Annotated in this window: 20 protein-coding genes; 11 read left to right on the top strand and 9 right to left on the bottom strand. The window is 58.6% G+C overall.

The window, feature by feature from the left end; translation table 11 throughout:
* Window positions 1-139: 139 nt before the first annotated feature.
* The 4 genes from ACYJRZ_RS14345 to ACYJRZ_RS14330 all read right to left on the bottom strand — a co-directional run bounded on the left by ACYJRZ_RS14345 (window position 140) and on the right by ACYJRZ_RS14330 (window position 4,399).
* The gene (locus ACYJRZ_RS14345) at window positions 140-1,417 is read right to left on the bottom strand and encodes an ABC transporter permease (protein WP_459459775.1); all 1,278 of its coding nucleotides are present in this window, start codon (window positions 1,415-1,417) and stop codon (window positions 140-142) included.
* Window positions 1,414-2,100, bottom strand: a complete 687-nt coding sequence (locus tag ACYJRZ_RS14340; protein WP_459459773.1) for an ABC transporter ATP-binding protein — start codon at window positions 2,098-2,100, stop codon at window positions 1,414-1,416. The genes ACYJRZ_RS14345 and ACYJRZ_RS14340 overlap by 4 nt, the downstream gene beginning before the upstream one ends.
* A 5-nt stretch (window positions 2,101-2,105) precedes the next feature.
* Window positions 2,106-2,570 (bottom strand): hypothetical protein, encoded by a 465-nt coding sequence (locus ACYJRZ_RS14335; RefSeq protein WP_459459771.1) that lies wholly within the window; start codon window positions 2,568-2,570, stop codon window positions 2,106-2,108.
* A gap of 74 nt (window positions 2,571-2,644) precedes the next feature.
* Complete coding sequence (locus ACYJRZ_RS14330; RefSeq protein ID WP_459459769.1) at window positions 2,645-4,399, bottom strand: alkaline phosphatase; 1,755 nt, start codon at window positions 4,397-4,399, stop codon at window positions 2,645-2,647.
* Between the two features lie 298 nt (window positions 4,400-4,697).
* Between ACYJRZ_RS14330 and ACYJRZ_RS14325 the strand changes: the two genes are divergently transcribed.
* The 10 genes from ACYJRZ_RS14325 to ACYJRZ_RS14280 all read left to right on the top strand — a co-directional run bounded on the left by ACYJRZ_RS14325 (window position 4,698) and on the right by ACYJRZ_RS14280 (window position 13,639).
* The gene (locus ACYJRZ_RS14325; protein WP_459459767.1) at window positions 4,698-5,177 is read left to right on the top strand and encodes an Lrp/AsnC family transcriptional regulator; all 480 of its coding nucleotides are present in this window, start codon (window positions 4,698-4,700) and stop codon (window positions 5,175-5,177) included.
* Window positions 5,178-5,316: 139 nt separating this feature from the next.
* Window positions 5,317-6,030: an SAM-dependent methyltransferase gene (locus ACYJRZ_RS14320; RefSeq protein WP_459459765.1), complete on the top strand. Its 714-nt coding sequence runs from the start codon at window positions 5,317-5,319 to the stop codon at window positions 6,028-6,030.
* Between the two features lie 173 nt (window positions 6,031-6,203).
* On the top strand, window positions 6,204-7,187 hold the full coding sequence (locus tag ACYJRZ_RS14315; protein WP_459459763.1) for a TerC family protein: 984 nt from the start codon (window positions 6,204-6,206) through the stop codon (window positions 7,185-7,187).
* Window positions 7,188-7,257: 70 nt separating this feature from the next.
* Window positions 7,258-7,569, top strand: coding sequence for a hypothetical protein (locus tag ACYJRZ_RS14310; protein WP_459459761.1), 312 nt, complete (start codon window positions 7,258-7,260; stop codon window positions 7,567-7,569).
* Window positions 7,570-7,605: 36 nt separating this feature from the next.
* Window positions 7,606-8,235, top strand: a complete 630-nt coding sequence (locus ACYJRZ_RS14305; protein WP_459459759.1) for an exopolysaccharide biosynthesis protein — start codon at window positions 7,606-7,608, stop codon at window positions 8,233-8,235.
* A gap of 123 nt (window positions 8,236-8,358) precedes the next feature.
* Entirely contained in the window at window positions 8,359-9,075 is a 717-nt protein-coding gene (locus tag ACYJRZ_RS14300; RefSeq protein WP_459459757.1) for a hypothetical protein, read from the top strand.
* A gap of 159 nt (window positions 9,076-9,234) precedes the next feature.
* Window positions 9,235-10,533 (top strand): flagellar hook protein FlgE, encoded by a 1,299-nt coding sequence (locus ACYJRZ_RS14295; protein ID WP_459459755.1) that lies wholly within the window; start codon window positions 9,235-9,237, stop codon window positions 10,531-10,533.
* Window positions 10,534-10,658: 125 nt separating this feature from the next.
* A complete protein-coding gene (locus ACYJRZ_RS14290; protein WP_459459754.1) occupies window positions 10,659-11,210 on the top strand; it encodes a hypothetical protein in 552 nt (183 codons plus the stop codon).
* A gap of 346 nt (window positions 11,211-11,556) precedes the next feature.
* Complete coding sequence (locus tag ACYJRZ_RS14285) at window positions 11,557-12,564, top strand: hypothetical protein (protein WP_459459752.1); 1,008 nt, start codon at window positions 11,557-11,559, stop codon at window positions 12,562-12,564.
* A 109-nt stretch (window positions 12,565-12,673) separates the two neighbouring features.
* Entirely contained in the window at window positions 12,674-13,639 is a 966-nt protein-coding gene (locus ACYJRZ_RS14280) for a magnesium transporter CorA family protein (protein WP_459459750.1), read from the top strand.
* A gap of 26 nt (window positions 13,640-13,665) precedes the next feature.
* Here the strand turns inward: ACYJRZ_RS14280 and ACYJRZ_RS14275 are convergent, their stop codons facing one another.
* From ACYJRZ_RS14275 to ACYJRZ_RS14255, 5 genes are all read right to left on the bottom strand, one after another.
* On the bottom strand, window positions 13,666-14,250 hold the full coding sequence (locus ACYJRZ_RS14275) for a DUF4337 family protein (protein WP_459459748.1): 585 nt from the start codon (window positions 14,248-14,250) through the stop codon (window positions 13,666-13,668).
* Between the two features lie 271 nt (window positions 14,251-14,521).
* Entirely contained in the window at window positions 14,522-14,935 is a 414-nt protein-coding gene (locus tag ACYJRZ_RS14270) for a curlin (protein WP_459459746.1), read from the bottom strand.
* A 171-nt stretch (window positions 14,936-15,106) separates the two neighbouring features.
* Window positions 15,107-15,505, bottom strand: coding sequence for a curli-like amyloid fiber formation chaperone CsgH (csgH, locus tag ACYJRZ_RS14265; protein WP_459459744.1), 399 nt, complete (start codon window positions 15,503-15,505; stop codon window positions 15,107-15,109).
* Between the two features lie 61 nt (window positions 15,506-15,566).
* Window positions 15,567-16,004, bottom strand: a complete 438-nt coding sequence (locus tag ACYJRZ_RS14260; RefSeq protein ID WP_459459742.1) for a curlin — start codon at window positions 16,002-16,004, stop codon at window positions 15,567-15,569.
* A gap of 259 nt (window positions 16,005-16,263) precedes the next feature.
* Window positions 16,264-17,022: an SDR family NAD(P)-dependent oxidoreductase gene (locus ACYJRZ_RS14255; protein ID WP_459459740.1), complete on the bottom strand. Its 759-nt coding sequence runs from the start codon at window positions 17,020-17,022 to the stop codon at window positions 16,264-16,266.
* A 105-nt stretch (window positions 17,023-17,127) separates the two neighbouring features.
* Between ACYJRZ_RS14255 and ACYJRZ_RS14250 the strand changes: the two genes are divergently transcribed.
* Window positions 17,128-18,027: a LysR substrate-binding domain-containing protein gene (locus tag ACYJRZ_RS14250; RefSeq protein ID WP_459459738.1), complete on the top strand. Its 900-nt coding sequence runs from the start codon at window positions 17,128-17,130 to the stop codon at window positions 18,025-18,027.
* Window positions 18,028-18,259: the final 232 nt, after the last annotated feature.

Here is an 18,259-nt window from a genome sequence, read left to right as displayed (position 1 = left end):
CCCCACAGCGCAGTTCACCGGTATTTGCCCCGCACGAACTATCGCAACCAGACCTTGCGCGAGGCTATATCGACAATCAAGACGCCACATAAGGCTCTGCCAAAAGAGCGGCCAGCCGACGCGCTTTTGACCGCTGGCGTCAGGCACGCAGTGCCGCAGCGGGACTGGAGCGCAAAGCACTGACCGCTGGAGCGAGGGAGATAATTGCCGCAACGGCCGCGAAACCTCCGACAAGCCATAGATCGTCGAAGACGAAGCCAACCGGCAAACGCACCGCCGTCGATGCCGCAAGTCTCGCGGAGATCGTCAGTGCCGCGAGATAGCCAAACGCGATACCGAGCGCGATGCCGGCGGCAAACAGAATGAAGAGCTCGCCCCATACAAGAACGACAATCGAGCGCCCCGGCGTTCCGAGCGCCCGCAAGGCACCGATCTGCCGCCGCCTGGACCCGACGTGAATGATGGTAACAAGCACGATGGCGGCAATGACGATCGCTTGCGTCCCAAGTGCGATGGCCAGAAGCAGACTGCGGGCATCGCCCAGTGTCGCGTAGAGCTTGGTCAACACCTCCGCTGGAAAGACGCCAAGGGTCATGCCGGTGCGGTATTCCTGCCGAAGACGATAGGCAGCAGCAATCGTCTTCGGCTTGATGAGAACGGCGGGCACGCCAGGTGTCTGCGCGTCGAATTGCTCATCCAACGGCGCATCAGCGTCTATATGCCCGTGCTCGTGGCTTTCATGATGATCTTGTTCCGGATTGGTTGTGCCATGCGCGTGAGCTCCGTCAGCATCATGGTTGTCATGGTCCTCGCCATGCATCCCATGCAGCTGCCAGACCGCCCGGATCGGCACGAGAATCGCACGATCCCAGGCGGTTCCCGTCGGCGCCATGCGACCTGCGACCTTATAAGCAATGGCCGTGTGGGTTTCGCCGCCGGTATCGGCCGTGCCATGCATCGGCTTGATTTCCGCGCCCGTCTGTAAGGTAACATCAGAGCCGACGACCGCTTCGCCGAGGCGCGCGAACGGCACGCCTTCGGAAAGCGACGGCGAAAGGGACGAAATCAGGCCGGTGGTCGTGCCGACGATCGGATACCCGTAGGCAGAATCGCCGAAGCCAACCGGCGCGGCCAATTCGACACGCGGATCACTGGCAAGGCGTGAAAGAACGGCGCCGTCCATCAGCGGCAGCGGCGCCGGTTGCAGAAAGACGGCGGAAAGCGCCAACTGCGTCTCACTGCCCGCAGCACCGACAAGCAGATCGAACTTTTCCGCGGCACGTGCGCTGCCGAGACGGACTGCCCGCTCCTGCAGCGTCACCGTCACGCTCAGCGCGACCGACAGGGCAATCAGCACTACGACCGCCAACGCCCCGCTCCAGAAACGCCTAAGGTCGGCAAGGATGAAGGTGATCATTGCGCGGCCACCTCTTGGCTGTCTTCCTCGATGCGACCATTTGCTAGATTGATGCGGTGGCCGAGGCGTTCGGCGAGTGCGACATCATGCGTGACCACGATGAGCGTCGTCCCCTCCTCGGCCGAAAGCTGCAGCAGAAGTTCCGCAACCTCATGGCCTGCCTGGCGATCCAGACTGGCGGTAGGCTCGTCGGCAACGACAACGCCGGGACGCGACAGCAGTGCGCGGGCGACGGCGACCCGCTGCATCTCGCCGCGCGACAAGGTTTCGATCTTTTGCTGCGGTCGGGCGATACCGGTCACGGACAGCAGATAAAGCGCACGCTCCCGCTCGTTAGCCGCAAGGTGTCGTCTCAGCTTGATCGGCAGCACGACATTCTCAAAGGCGGACAAGCCAGGAAAGAGATGAAAATCCTGCATGACAAGGCCGATATTGCGGGCGCGAAAAGCGTCCCGCCGGCCGGACGACAGGCCCGTGATTTCCGTTCCGCTCCAGGACACGCTGCCATGCCTGACGTCTTCCAGCCCAGTAATCGCATTGACGAAGGTGCTCTTGCCGGAACCGGACGCACCCGTGACCGCAAGCCGGCCGCCTGCGGGCAAATGAAGCCGATCGATGGAGAGAACCGGCGCAGCAAGGCCCGGGAACTGCATCCTCAGGCCGGAAACATCGAGAGCAAGCATGAGGATCAGACAGTCCTGAACGAGGCGTCCCGAAGACGCAATTGGCTGATGAAGCCGGTTTCGGGGTCGGTCCACGAGCCGAATTCCAGCACGCCATGCGCCATGATCGGCGCGTTGTACTGGACGAAGGTCTGCTTCGACGAGAGATAAACGACCACGATATTATCGGGCCAGTCGGCATCGGAAGAGCAGAAGGGGCAAAGCGACATCGGGATTTCTGTCAGCACGAAGAAAGCTGCCTCAGCCTTCAAAGGCGGTGCCATGAAGCCGTTGATGGCGACGTCCTTGCCATTCAACTGCTTCACCTTGTCCGAAAATTCGAGCCCAAGCGGACCGAAGCTCTTGTAGAGCTCGCCAAAACCCAGTGTATCCGAGGCATTCGCGCGTGTCGCAATGCCCATGATAGGCAAAACCGCGGCGGCGGCCAAAAAGCCCCGACGATTGATGGTGGCGATCCTGTCCCCGGACATCGCATCCCCCATAGAAGATGAAGAGACAGGCGGCCTCGAAGCCGCCTGTCCTTGCTTATACGATCTCTAGCGACTTACATCTTTTCGGTGCCGAGCGCGAAAGTATCGGCCAGCACGCGGTAGACATCGCTCTGTTCCATGTAACCACGGAAACCTTCGGCACCGGGGCCAGCCGCCTGGAGCACGACGTCGTCGACGGCGTGAACGCCGCTGTCCTCGTCCTTCGGAAGGTTACCCTGCACGAAGACGGCGCCGGGCACGTCCTTGTAGGCTTCGTTGGCGACATATTCCTTCTTCTCGTTTTGAACAGCCGGAACGAAAGGACCATCGAGCTTCGGACGGAAGGTCTCGTAATGGTCAGGGCCGTTATTGGCGGCCATGAAGAGGCGACGCGAAACGTCGATGCGATCCGGATAGCCGTCGCCATCCTTGTCCTCATAGTTCGGGAAGCCGGCCGCCGCATAGGTGCCGACCTTCTCGCGCATTTCCGTGCCCGGCTTGTTATCGTCGACAGTGCCGATGATCGAGACGCCATGGGTATGGTCGCCGGTGACGACAACAAGCGTATCCGGATTCTTGGCCTGGAATTCCCGGGCAACCGCAACGGCCTTGTCGAACTCGATCGTATCGACCAGAGCACGGTCCCAATCGAGCGGATGGCTCATCTTGTCGATGGAGGCACCCTCGACCATCAGGAAGAAGCCGTCGGGGTTCTTAGAAAGCTTGCCGAGCGCGACCTTGGTCATATCGACGAGGCCAGGCTGGTTCGGGAACTTGTCGACAGTGCCCTTCTTGAGGAATTCGCGGTCGAGCGTGACGTCGAGATTGCCAGTGTGGAAGAGGCCGAGCAGCTTGTCCTGGTTCGAGCCGGCGGCAGCCGCCAGTTCGTTCTTGTCGGTCGCAACGGCATAGCCGGCATCCTTGAAGAGCGCGATATAGTCCTTGTCATCCTTGCGCTTGGAACCGGGCACGCTTTTCGCCAGGAAATAGGCCGAGCCGCCGCCGAGCAGGACATCCGGCTTGACGTCGTACATCATGCCGACGATATCGGCCTTGTCGCCGCGCTTGCGGGTGTGGGAGACGAGCGCTGCCGGCGTCGCGTCCTCGACCTCGGCCGTGGTGACGATGCCGAGCGATTTCTTACCGGTGCGGCGCAGGGCCTCGCCGATGGTCTCGACCTTCGGGTCGTCGAGGCTCGCTGGCGTGCGGTCGGCATAGACGCCGAGGGCGTTGACCGCCGACTTATGGCCGGTCATGTAGGCCGACATGGTGTTGGCGCTGTCGGTGGCGATGGCCGAGGTTGACGACGTGCCGATGAAGGCGACCGGCGGGATGTCGTCCATGGCGAGGCGGCCATTGGCCTTGCCTTCGGTCATGCCCTTGGACATGAGGCGGGCGCCGGTACGATGGGCAACGGAGAGACCATCGCCGAGCAGGAAGATGATATTCTTGGCTTTCGGCGTGGCCGATGTGCCATAGACATCCCAGTTGACGGACTTCTTCTCATCGCCGGCCGAAACCTCAACCTTGTACTGGCCGGGCTTTGCGAGCTTGACGCCCCGCAGAATCAGGGCAGATCCGAGAACCTTGTCCTCAGCGCCTTTTTCCTCGGCGACGAAATCGGCCGCCTTGCCGAAAACGGCATCGTAGCTTTCGCCGTTGACCGTGACCTTCACATCTTCCGGTTTGACGACCTTGCTGAATTCCACCTTGAAATCGAACGGAGAGCCGGCGAGTACCGTTGCCCGGTCCAACGGATAGACTGTCGCTGCATGGGCTGCGCCGGACATTACGGTCGCAGACATCATGGCGAGAAGAAGTTTACGCATTTATACCCCCTGCGTTGGTTGCTTCCCGCTCCCCACTTATAAAAACCAGATGACAATCATGTAAAAGAGGGTCAACTTTCTCAACCGCTAATTCCAAAACAGAAACCGATAAGCAATGCAGATTGTATGTGCCGTATCTAAAAAGCCAAACTCGCATGCAAACGTTCCTGTCAATTCATCGTCATCCGCAACCTTTCACCATGCAAGCTTCGCAGATAGTAGCGCGTAGAAACTTGTCATCCTAATCGAACAAGCAAATATTACGCATGTATCGTGAGAGTTTTAAGGATTTTGCGCAATGGAAGAACAGCTCGATAGATTGGATCTGCGTCTGCTGGAGGAGCTTCAGAAAGACGGCAGGTTGACGAACAACGAGCTGGGTGAACGCATCGCGCTCTCCCCTTCTCAATGCTCGCGCCGTCGCACCCGGCTGGAGGCGGAAGGCTATATTCGCAGCTATCAGGCCAATCTCGACCGGCAGAAGCTTGGGCTGGACATGCTCGTGGTCATTTCGGTGACGCTCGCCACTCATAATCGCGATAATGCCCGCCGGTTTTCGCAACTCATCAACGGGCTGCCGGAGGTGCTGGAAGCCTATGCGCTAACGGGCGAAATGGACTATCATCTGAAGGTCGCCACCCGCGGGCTCACCGATCTCTCCCGTTTCGTCAACGACGTGCTGCTGCCGCATGAATCTGTCCAGCATGTGAAAACGTCCATCGTACTCGATACCCTCAAGACCTTCGAGGGATTTCCGGTTCCCTTGCCGCACGGCTGACATCGCAACGGCTCTCGACAATTGCCGCGGCGCGCCTTGTGGCTATTGAGCGTCAAGGGCAAGTTTTGAGGGCTTGCTTTCGGCGCATGCAGCCTTTCCAATCACACCAAGACAATCTCCCTGGCGAGGATCGGCTTGCATGACGACGGACGTACAGACGCGGCATTTCGAAGAATTTGCCGAAGTCCTGCTCAGATGTAATCATCTTTATCATCCCAGCAACGATTCCATTGCCTTGCGTAACGCCGTCGAAAGCAGGCGCCAGATCGAGATATTCGACTATAGTCGCGCCGCCGATGCCTTCATGCGCGCATTCGGGATGCGAAACTCCCTGAAATGCCTGCAGGCGCTTACCAGCCTTGGAACAACTGTTCACAAGTATAAAAGGGTATGCGACCTCGGCTGTGGCTCCGGCGCCTTCAGCCTTGCCTTTGCCTATCTCGCCGGCAATCCCGAGCTTCAGCTTCACGGGCTGGACATATCCGAACATCAGCTTTCTCTCGCCAGGGAGCTGATATCGGCTGCCGGGCTCCCTGGACGTTTCCAGTTCGAGCAACGAAACCTGCCGGCACCGATCGGCTATCTTCCCGACCTGACGATCTCCTCCTACTGGTTTTGCGAAAACGAACACGTTATCGCCGATACGGATCTTTTCCACTTGGTGGCCGGCCGGGAACTGCTTGTTGTCGATTATGAAAAGATAATCGACCGCATCGCGACCTGTCTTCCAAAAGGATTCCACATACTCGGGCGGCACAGCAGCTTCGTCGAAATCCCCCTCGCTCTGGCAGATTTCGTCGCACAGGAGCGGGCAAGCGTTTACGGCATCCATATCGGTCGGGCCATGGATTAGACCAGCAAATGACGTTGCCGCTCGCCCGCAAATGCGCGCGAGCCCCTTGAAAGGCAAACAATCGCTTCCCAGCTATCAGCCAACCCGCTGGTCCGGGCCCCTCTGGTGAGAGCCGTCGGCGCTCTTGCGATGTCGGACCGTTTCCGACACTGCGCCGACAGAGGTTTTCTCTCATGGAAACGTCTTTGCTTTTCGTCGAATGGCTGGGAAAGCCGCTGTGGATGTGGATGAGCTTCCTAGCGCTCGTCATCGCCATCCTCTCCTTCGATCTTGGCGTCCTGCATAAGGAAAACAAGGAGATCGGCGTCGGCGAGAGCATCAAGCTCTCCGTCCTTTACATCACGCTCGGCCTCGCCTTCGGCGGCTGGGTATGGTGGTATCTCGGTGCCGATTCCGGCTTGGCCTATATGACGGGCTTCGTCGTCGAAAAGACGCTGGCTCTCGACAACGTCTTCGTCATTGCGCTTATCTTCGCCTTCTTCGCCGTGCCCCGCCTCTATCAGCACCGCGTGCTCTTCTGGGGCATTCTCGGCGTCATCGTGCTGCGCGCCATCATGATCGGCGTCGGCGCGACTTTGGTAGCCGAATTCTCATGGCTTCTCTATGTTTTCGCGGCCTTCCTTATCATCACCGGCATCAAGATGCTGGTCGTGAAAGATGCCGAGCCCGACGTCTCGAAGAACCCGCTCGTGCGCTTCATGCGCAACCGCTTCAACGTCACCGAAAATCATCACGGCGAGCACTTTTTCGTCAAGCAGCCGCATCCGCAGACAGGTAAGATGGTCTGGTTCATCACCCCGCTTCTCATGGCACTCGTGCTGATCGAAGTGGCAGACGTGATCTTTGCCGTTGATTCCGTTCCTGCTATCTTCGCGATCACCACCGATCCGTTCATCGTCTATACGTCGAATATCTTCGCGATCCTCGGCCTACGGGCGCTCTACTTCGCGCTCGCCGCCATGATCCATCGCTTTCAATATCTGAAGCCGGCGCTCGCCATCGTGCTCGTCTTCATCGGTTCGAAGATCTTCGTCGCCGACATGCTGGGTCTGGAAAAATTCCCGGCCGCCCTCTCGCTCGGGATCACCTTCGCCATCATCGCAAGCGGCGTGGGCTGGAGCCTGCTGAAAACGCGCGACAAAACCGAAAACGCTTGATGCCGTGAGGTGCCCCCACTCTGGGGCACTTCCCTCCCCGCTTCAAACGGATCTCCAACAAGGTACAGACATGATCTCCAATCTCCTCGCAGCCCTTTTCGCAACTTTCGCCCTTGGTCCGCTTCAAGCCGAAATCGAGCGGCATGCCGCTGCCGCCGGGCAGCCCGTCGAGATCATCAGGCAATCGCAGGCATGTCTCTCGTCCGAGGTCCCGGCGCTGGCGCAACGCGCCTCCGAAGACACTTTCTGGACGATTTCCACCGTCCTCGGCCTCTCGACCGGCTGGAGCAGCCCTGCCGATCTGCTTGACAAAAGCAATCCGGACTGTGCGCCCGTCATCAAGCTCTTACAGGGAAAGGGAGAAGCTGGAGATGAAGCCTGAAGCTAGACCCACATCAGCCACCTCCGGTGACGTCGGATGACCCAACAGACAGCCGGCACCACACAGCATGACGATACCGCATCGGCTCGGCTGCGCGATCTAGCCAGGCTCGCCCATGAGCAAGGCGGCATTTCGGTGGGTGAAGTGCTCTGCGGCCTCGGGCATACGAGCACGGCCTTCACCATTCTCTTTCTATCCCTGCCCGCTCTCATCCCGATACCAGGACCGTTCGGCGTCGCGTTTGGCAGTGCGCTTGCCGTGGTAGCGGCGCAGATTGCAATCGGTCGCCGAACCATATGGCTGCCGGCCTTCCTGAGCCGGCGGATGCTTTCGCCCTCAATCGTGGAACTCACCGTGCGTTACAGCACACCTATCCTCGCCAGGATCGAAACCATCGTTCGTCCGGGACGGCTGACCCTCTTTACGGGCGCGACCATGCAATGGCTGCTCTCATTCCCGATCTTCCTGCTGGCGATAGCCATTGCCCTGCCGATCCCGCTCGGCAACTATCTGCCGGTCGTTGCCCTCGTGGCGATCGCGGTCGCCCTGATGGCACGGGATGGTCTGATGATCCTGGCGGCGCTGTTCGTCTCCGCTCTGGCCTTTGTCGCCACGGCGGGTCTTATTCGGATGGCCGTCACAGGTCTGAACGCAATCGGATCATAGATTCGCCCCACCCAATATTTCGGGTCTTGCCAATGACGGCGGGCCTGCCATTTATGCCAGCGACATATTAGTCAGCCATAAGGCCTCGGCCGTAAAATCAAATCCGCCGGAGGATTTCAGCGCATGCCATCAAAGCCCCCGTCATTCGCCCGTATGATCACTCTCGGCAGTTCCCTCGCTATTGCCCTTGGCACGCAGACGGCGATCGCGCAGGAGATGGCGGCTGGTTCCCAGTGGCCCGATACGCCGACCTCGCGTCTGGAAGCACTGGCAATCCTGCAGACGCTGAATGCCGATCTGCTCAGCAATGCCAGCGCCACGCTGACGCTCGATCGCTGGTGCGCTGCGCATAAGCTTGCCCCGGAAGGCTCGAAAATCGTTGCGCAACGCGTGCGCGGCCAGGACAAGCCTGCCAATACTGAAATCCGGAAACTGCTGGCGGTCGGAGCTGACGAGCCTGTCGCCTATCGCCGCGTGCGCCTCGCCTGCGGCGATCGCGTGCTGTCTGAAGCGGACAACTGGTATGTGCCGGCAAAGCTTACGGCAGATATGAACAAGACCCTTGAAACGAGCGACGTCGCCTTCGGTCGTGCCGTTCAGGCCCTTAATTTCTCCCGCACGAATCTGGCGGCAAAGTTGCTCTGGTCGCCTCTCCCGCAAGGATGGGATAGCGGCGCCGATCTGCCCCTATCCGCAGGCGCACCTCTCGCCCTACCTCCGTTTCTTCTCGAACATCACGCCGTATTGAAGCTGCCGGACGGCACGCCGTTCAGTGCGTTGATCGAAAGCTATACCAACCGCGTGCTGGACTTTCCTGCCCCGCGTCTGCCCACGCAATAGGCACGATCTGACTTGACAGCCTCACCGGAATTCAAAGCTCCGCCGTACGCCTGTTCATCGGAGCGAAAGGCTTTTCTCGACTGTGCGAGACAGGAAAAAGCCAGTTTCACACAAGTCACCCTCGCTATCGTAGCGGCATCAGCAACGTGCGAGGAACCAATGAGCATCTTTGGTAGCATGAAAACGTCCGTTTCAGGCATGAACGCGCAAGCAAATAAGCTTAGCACCGTGTCGGACAACATCGCGAACGTCAACACAACGGCCTACAAGTCGGCAGACGCCAGCTTTTCGTCATTGATCCTGCCATCGGGCGGCGGCAGCTACAATTCGGGCAGCGTCGAGACGAATATCAGCTATTCGGTGACGCAGCAGGGCGACGCCATATCCACGAACTCCGGCACCGACCTGTCGATCAGAGGCGCCGGCTTCTTCGTCGTGCAGGGCGCCGACGGCAAGACAGTTCTGACACGCGCGGGTGACTTCAAACCGGACGCCAATGGCAATCTCGTCAATTCCGCCGGCTATACGCTGATGGGCTATTCTTATGCGTCTGGAGCACCCGCCGTCGTCGTCAACGGCTTCGACGGCCTCGTGCCGATCAATGTCAACCAGAGCGGCCTTGCAAACTCTGCCTCTACCTCCGGCAGCTTTACCGGCAACCTCAATTCGGGTGCTAAGGTTGTGGTTCCTAGCGCAACCGAGACGTTACCAGGCGCAAACTTGGCGACAACTACATCGGACACCCAGAAAAGCTCGGTGGTTGCCTACGACAAACTCGGCAACACTGTCATGTATGACATCTATTATACGAAGACGCAGGCTGCCGACATCACCACAACGCCGCCAAAGACGGATCAGTGGCAAGTCGCCGTCTACCGCAATGCCGACGCGGCGACGGGTACCGGTTCATCCTTCCCGTACTCATCCGGCCCCGTTGCGACAAGCACGCTGACCTTCGATACAAATGGGAATATGACAAGCGGCGGCAGCTTTACGATCACCGATCCGAAGACCGCCGGGTCGATTGCGATGGACCTGACCAAGATGACCCAGAAAGCCTCGGCTTTCGCCTCCACGGGGTCCACCAATGGGCAGGCAGCAGCGCCCGTCACTGGCGTCACTATCGACAAGAACGGCGTCGTCTACGCCAACTATGCGAAAGGCGATCCGAAGGCGATCTATCAGATTCCGCTGGCAACCGTTGCAAGTCCGGACAAGCTGACGCTTATGAGCGGCAACGTCTATCAGGCCAATGCCGATTCCGGCGTGACCGTTACCAGCTTCGCCAACAGCAACGGCCTCGGCTACATCCAGTCCAACTCGCTGGAAGCGTCGAACGTCGACCTAGCCGGCCAGCTCACTGACATGATCCAGGCGCAGAAGAGCTACACGGCCAATTCCAAGGTGTTCCAGACCGGCTCCGAGCTGTTGGACGTGCTGGTCAACCTCCAGCGCTGAGCTTCGCCTCGACCAATCACCAGGGCCCTACGGGGCCCTTTTCTATTTCGCCTCGATACAGCCTTGAGAAGTAAGATTTCCTTTGGGCACATGTGATAGTCTCGTACGCAACACGAGGAAGGGTGATGGTAGTCCTCGACGACGGTTTCTTCTCAAGTTTCGACTGTAGCCCTCGCATGGCTGCAATATTCCTGAGCAGCTTTCTCCTGCAGATAGCCATCGTTTCCGGTTTTGCCGCATCAGTTCGCAGGCCGAATCGAAACGGAGCTGCGATCGAAATGCTCGACGAGGGTCCATTCTTCACCCGCCGGCGTTTGATCATATGGGTAGTATTGGGTGCGATCTTCGCAATAGTTTCGGGAATATCAACCTCTCTGCGAACGGTGACCGCGGTACTGTTGGATTCGGCGACGATTGTCGAACTGAGCTGTATCGGACCGTTTGCGAACGCGTACCAGCTCAATCGCGCTCAGCTGAAAATAACGTTCGGTCATGACCCTGAGTGGCTTACGAAGCGGCCACTTGAAAGCACCTATCTAAGGCTTACTCAAACCGATAAGCCGCGTCCAATATTCATCCATCTCAAGGGGCGTCCGAGCTCGAAGGAGCTGCAGGACCTAGCACCGGAAGCAATGGCCGATTACGCCCGATATCGATCGAACCATGGCACCCCCTAGCATCTTCCGCTATCAGCTTGACACGATCCTATCCGGAAATCGGTGTGGTCCCAGAAGTCGGATCTTCGACACCATAGGCCTGTCCGAGCTTCGCCATATTTGCGCCGTGATCCCTGAAGAATGCTGACGCAAAACGGGTAGAGAAAATGAATACCGGTAGGGAATTTTCCTTGTCAGCAGAGATTCTCGCGCCTGTTAGGGTCTCGTTCAGCAAAGCAGCGCACAAATATGATTTCTGGATTCGAGTGCATGACAGCCAGGCTTGTGGGGCAGGCTGGCTGTCAAAATCGCTTCAGACAGCAGCGACCGGTGCGGACCCGGTATATTTGATAGGAGAACCAATTCCGTGCGGTTGAGATATGCCCTTCGAAGCGTCGCCCAGATGCTCAGCCTTTGCTCCCTCGCCCTCGTCGTCCCCGCCACATCGCAATCACTGGCAGCGAGCCGGCAGCAGGATATTCCGGCATGGCTCGGCGCCTATGTCGGCACCGGAGACGGGCAGATTGCCCTGCCGGTCCTGCAGAGAGCGCGTGCTCTCTACATGCGGAAAGTGAGCGAGGGGACGGTCAGAAATCCCTGCTACTTCGCCATGGACGCAACCCGCCCGAACACGCCGAATGACGGCAAGTCGGCGGGCCGCTTCTATATTGTCTGCGAGGCCACTCAGACCTTTCGCGTCGTCTCATCGGGCCACGGCAGCGGTCGCGATCTCAAAGGGGTTGCCGATTTCGGCAATGGGCGCATGTGTGCGAAGAACTTCGGCAACGCTATGGACTCCAACCTGACGACGGGCGGCTCCTATGTGACGGAAGAGACGAAGACGACCTTCAAGGGTTACTACAAGCTCTCGCAGGCGAAAGAGGCCGCCTATCTTCGCACCTTCCTCCAGTTTGACGGTGAGGGCGAAACCGCCAATGCGCGGCAGCGGGCCATCGGCGGACATGCGGCGGCCAAGGTTGCCGGCATTTGCATGAAGAAGGACCCGCAAAGCCCCTACGCCAACCGCGACGGATATGTTCCGCTCGGCAAGCTCGTCGAATATGCCGGCGGCCGTAGCGACGGCTGCACCAGCTGGTCTGCCTCGGATGCCAACCAGATCATCTCCATGGTGAAGGACAATCCGACGACGCTTTACATCTATCCGGAGTCCTCGGACATCAAGGCGGTTGCCAAAGCCGTTGCCGCGGGACGTTCCCCCGCCCAATCCGGATTGTACTGGAACGAATCCTGCCTGAAGGAAATCGGCACGCCCAAGTTCTGGCCCAAGGAGACCCTTGAGCCGATCATCGTCCAGTATAAGAAGGACCATCCCGCGCCGCCTGCCCGGCCGATCCCGATCTGCGATCAGCAGTGAGTCTCGTGAAGGCCAGGTCCGGAAGTTCGACAGGCGACGATTGGTTGTCGCCGCAGTCTTTAAACGAGGCGAGAGCTCCTCGCCGCACCGCACGGAGTGATCACGAGAGATGCTAAGTCTTTTCCCGGTGCCGCAAGAGGATAAAAAGGGCAAGCCGCAAGCGTTGGCAGACGCTCTATGGATCGACCTCCTGAACCCCACCAGCGCTGAGCTCGCGGAGGTGGAAAAGGTCGTTGGTGCCCCCCTTCCTTCCCTAGGTGCGCTCAGTGAAATCGAAACGTCGAGCCGACTGAGAAATCAGCATGGCGTGCTCTACATGAGTACGCCATCGGCGGCCCGGCATCCGGAGGGAGCCGATACAACCCCTCCCATCGGCTTCGTTTTATCCATGGATCGCCTGGTCACAGTCCGGTTTATGGCGTTGCCCGCGGTGGACGCCGTCGCAGCCAGTTTTGCCGCGCAGGATGCGCCAAAATCGAGCCTTGAGGTGTTCACCTTGCTCTGCGAGGACATTGTCGACCGCGTGGCCGATGCCCTTGAGCACCTGGCAGGAGAGCTCAACGGTCTTTCAACGGGTGCCTTTCGTGCAGAGGACCCTCGCCGCCACCGCGCAGCCCGAGCCAACAAGCTGTTGCGAGCGCAATTGCGCCAGGTGGGGCGCTTGGGAGACCGTCTCTCCGAAATTCGAGACGGTTTGCAGGGTCTCGGACGCGTTGTGACCTATACGGAACAGCAAGCCAAGGGATGGTCGGAAAACCTTGAGCCGCGCCTGGCAGGACTATGCCGGGATATACACTCGCTCGTGGACTATGAAGAGCAACTTGCCAACAAAGTCCAGTTCGTGCTGGACGCTCTCGTCGGATTGATCGGCATCGCTCAGAACGACATATTCAAGGTTCTGACCATCGTGTCGATCGCCGGCATTCCCCCGACACTTGTCGCCGGCATCTACGGCATGAACTTCAAGAATATGCCCGAATATGATTGGGCTTGGGGATATCAATATGGTTGGGCAGTCATCATACTGAGCACCGTCATCCCCCTGGTTTGGTTCAAGGTGAAGGGTTGGTTCTGACGCAGCGTATGACGGCGAAGGCTGAATTACCCGGCGATCCAGGCCCACAATAGCAGCATGCCACCCAAAAGACCCAGAGCTGCAGATCCCCACCACGCCGGGCGCTTGCGGGTCAGGGCTGCCACGGCACCCAACGCGATTGCCACCTGCAACATGGCGACCGCATAGGCGTAGTAGTGGTGGCGGTGAATAAGGAGATTTGCCTCCTCATCCTTCTCGTCTCGCATTTTTTCAAGTGCATTGGCTGCAGCGCTGATGGATTTTTCTTCGTCCGCATATCGCCGACTCGTTTCCTCGAGATCCGGCGCCACCGGCTTGCCCTGCGCGGCAAGCAGCTCCATCTGCGATTTGAGGATCGCAGCCTTGATACCTTTCGCCTGATAATAAGCCCACTGGTCGGAGGCCTGGGCCTGCTTTTGAGCCGCCTCGGTCTTTAAAGCCAGCGCCTCGTTGATCGAGCCCCCCGCCAAAAGCGAGCCGATTGCCGCGAGTGCGGCAAAGAACGCCGTCGTCAGAGCGATGAAGCGCAGCAATGAGGCGGATTTTCGCTCGATCTCCTCGTCGATAGCTTCACGCAACTTATCGGTATCAACCTCGATCTCTTCAGGCATTGTGCAGCTCAAAAAGTGAAACAATCGGATGCGTATTCTCGCACGAATCTTTGCAGCTGGAACTAGGCTGAAAAGCGATTTCCCCAACAAGGCCTATCCCCAAGAGAGCCTGGCTATAGTTCGGGTTTCTCCATCGCAGATCGAGTTACTCGGATCCGATCTGCGGACAGCGAGCCGCCTTCCATGGAAGGCGATACCGCTCGATCGGTCTCTATTGCCAATAAAGCGATGACAGCGGATATCCATCACTCTTGTGCTGCTTTGAACCGCCTTACCAGCCATAGCTGAAGGTAGCACCAATGCCGTTATCCCCATCCTGCTCGACGTTGGTTTCCGTATTTCGCCCATATTGAAAAATGCCGTAGGCATTGTTATTGCCATTCTGCCGCAAGGTCGCGGAGTGGCCATTGCCCCGCTGCTGGATGAAGCCGACGTTGCCACGGCCAGCCTGAGCGATGCCGGCCGCATTGCCACGGCCCAGCTGCCGGATGTCGGCGCCCTTCAGATCGCGGTAGAGCGAATAGATCCGCAATCCGGTGGAAAAAAGATTGGCATCCTCGGCATTGTCAGGTGCGAGATTGAACGAGATCCGGCCGCCGGCATAGGCTGGCACATCCAATGCCACCTGCCCCAGGGTCCCGGCAAGAAGGGTGACGGTAAGGATCTTAAATACGTTGCGGCTCATCCTGATCTCCATGTGTCGGCTGCCTTGGCCGATGATCAACTCTCGCATTTTGCGGCTGAACCAATTCGGAATTACGCGTTCAGTTCTGGTTCAGTCATTCAGGCTGATGGAAAGCAAAAGGGCGCCGGAAGTCGGCGCCCTTTTAGGGAATTTGGAGAGCCTGTAGGCCCATCAGTTATCATTGCTTTTCTTCGTGCAGCTGAAACTCTTGTTTCCGATCACGACATCAAGCGTCGCCTTGTATTCCGTCCCTTTGGAGTCGAGCGAAACGGAGCTGAGGATTGCAGCCTGTCCCGCCTTGGCATCGAAATCGCCGCTTTGGTTGGTCGCAGAGCTGCCACCGTTTCCGGCTTTCTCCACATGGAAAGTGTAGGTCCCGCCGACATGCGTGTCGGCGTGGACGAGCGCATCCAGTCGCACCATACCTGCTCCAGACGTTGCCTTGATTTCGCAAAGCTGCGCCCCGTCGGATTGGTTGGCTGCGGTCATGGCGGCTACCGCGCCGACGGGAAGTAGGACCAGCGCTAGAATCGCCATCAGATGGCGCGGATATTTGACGTTAATTGCCATGAGTCATCCTCCTGACGGCTTGCAGTTGAGATCTTGATGTTTTTGTCGTCGCGTCTACGTCTTAAGGGCATGCCTGGACAAAGGCAGCGACATTGCCGTTACCGCCCTGGCTGACATTGGCGCTGCAACCATGACCGACCTGTACGCCGGCTGCGATATTGCCATTGCCGTCCTGGGTGAGAATGGTCGTATGGTTGGAGCCGAACTGACCGATGCCGGCTACGTTGCGGTCGCCGTTCTGATAGGTGGCGCCATAGTTGTCATGGCCCTCCTGGCCGACAGCTGAAAGATTGTGACGACCATATTGATGGCCGACAATCCGGTTATAGCCGCCGTTCTGATAGGTTCTGATCCGGTTTCCATATCCTTCCTGAGCGCCGCCGGCGGAGTTCCACCAGCCATATTGCTCAATGCGGACATCGTTGGCCATCGCGGGCGCGGTAATGGAGAAGCCGGCAAGAGCGACGAATGCGGTTGCAATGAGAGAGGTGCGGATCATGACTATGTCTCCTGAGGCGGATAGGACCGCGGTTGAACGTCTTTGTTCTAGAAGCTCTCATTGGAACAGAAGCTGAAGGCACTATTCAGACAGCGTTCATTCGCAGATATGCGCGCCCACGTCATCGAGGAGCGAGCGCGCCTTACTATGGCGATGCCGCTCCAACGCTCGTCTTCGGGCACGCAAAACATCTTCAACAAGGAGGCAGATCAGGCACCATTGCGATGCCTGATATGGTCGTTCTCCTTGCGATCATGCCTTAGATCTGGGCTTGACCGCCATCGACGAAGAGTTCGATGCCGTTTATGAAGGAAGCGTCATCGGATGCGAGGAAGAGGACTGCCTTTGCGATCTCGTCGGGCTGCCCGACGCGACCGGCGGGGATGAGCGTTGCGAGATAGTTCTTCGTGTTCTCGGCACTTTCACCGTTGCCGAAGAGTTCGTTGAGACCGGCTGTTTCGGTAACGCCGGGACTAACGGCGTTGACGCGAATGTGGCGATCCTTGAGATCGAGGATCCAGTTGCGGGCGAAGTTGCGCACGGCGGCCTTGGTTGCAGAGTAGACGCTGAAGGCAGGTGTGCCGGAAATGCTCGTCGTCGACGAGGTGAGGACAATCGAACCCCCGTCGCGCAGGAGCGGCAACGCCTTCTGTACGGTGAAGAGCGTGCCCTTCACGTTGGTATCGAAAGTCTTCTGATAGTGTTCTTCGGTAATCGCGCCGAGAGGTACCATCTCGCCACCACCTGCATTCGCAAAAACCACATCGATGTGCGAATGCTCCTGCTGAACAGCATCATACAGGCGGTCGATATCGACGAGCTTACTCATATCCGCCTGCACACCTTTGACACGGCCACCGATCTCCTGGATGGCAGCGTCGAGCGCTTCCTTGCGGCGCCCGGTGATGAAAACCGCAGCTCCTTCCTGAGAGAAAGCCTTTGCGGTGGCAAGGCCGATACCGCTTGTGCCGCCGGTTACAATCACGACCTTGTTTTCGAATTTCCTGCTCACTTGCATGCTCCTTTTGCTGCGGCCCGTTGCCGTTGAAAAGAACATGCCAGCAGAACGATGCTGCAAACAGTCGGCAAATTTGGTACCCATCGTTCTAAATGGAGAACGACGATGCGATCTGACCTCAACGATCTATTCTACTTTGCCGAGGTCGTCGCCCATGGCGGATTCGCCGCTGCGGGACGAGCTTTGCGGGAGCCGAAGTCGAAGCTGAGCCGGAGGATAGCGGGGCTGGAGGAACGGCTCGGGGTGCGACTGATCGAAAGATCGAGCCGCCGCTTTCGGGTGACCGATATCGGCCAATCCTTCTATGAGCGCTGCAAGGCGATGCTGACGGAAGCCGAACGCGCCGAAGCCCTCGTGGCGGAAGCTCAATCGGAGCCGCATGGCCTGATCCGCATGAGCTGCCCGACAGGACTGGTCGAGCCGATCTCCGCGCTTGTGATGCAATTCCTGGCACGACATCCGAAGGTGCGCCTGCAACTCGTCGCGATCGATCGCCCGGTCGACCTCATCGAGGAACGGATCGATGTTGCGCTCCGCGTCCGCACATCGCTCGATGGCGACGCGTCGCTGACCATGCGATCGCTCGGAAATTCGGTCCGAATTCTCGTCGCAAACGCACAGATCGCCAGTCGCATCCACAGCCTCCCCGACCTGTCGACCCAACCGACGCTTTCGACGACGGATGACCACGGTGAGGTCAATTGGTTTCTCGAGACGGAGGAGGGCCAGACGCACGTGTTCCGCCATGAGCCGAGGATGGGCTGCGCCGATTTTACTGCCGTGAGGGCAGCCGCGCTTGCAGGGCTGGGCGTTGCTCTTCTGCCCGATCACACTTGCCGCCAAGCGCTCGATACAGGCGAGCTCGTGCGCGTATTGCCGACCTGGCGCGGGGTGAAGGGACTAGTGCATATTGTGTTCACGACGCGCCGCGGCCTCCCGCCGGCGGTCCGCAGCTTCATCGATAGCCTCGCTGCCGGTTTTCCCAAGGACGCGCTGGTACGCTGAGGCAATTCCCAGCCTTGTGCGCCAAGTCGGATATGTTCGGAATCCGGTCACACCAAGAGTGGTGCCTTGCGCCCAACATTTCGAAATGAGGTAGCATTTCGATCTCATCCAGCAGGCGGAACGCACCCGTACACCTGCATATCTTTCGTGCATTTTTTGAAATTGCTTAATTTTTCGCCGGAGGCACAAAATCCTCTCATAAATGAAATCAACTACTTATGATCTGGCACGC

Source organism: Rhizobium sp. No.120, assembly GCF_054558365.1.
Note: the sequence above shows the minus strand (reverse complement) of the source record. Positions and strands in the feature narration are given on the sequence as shown.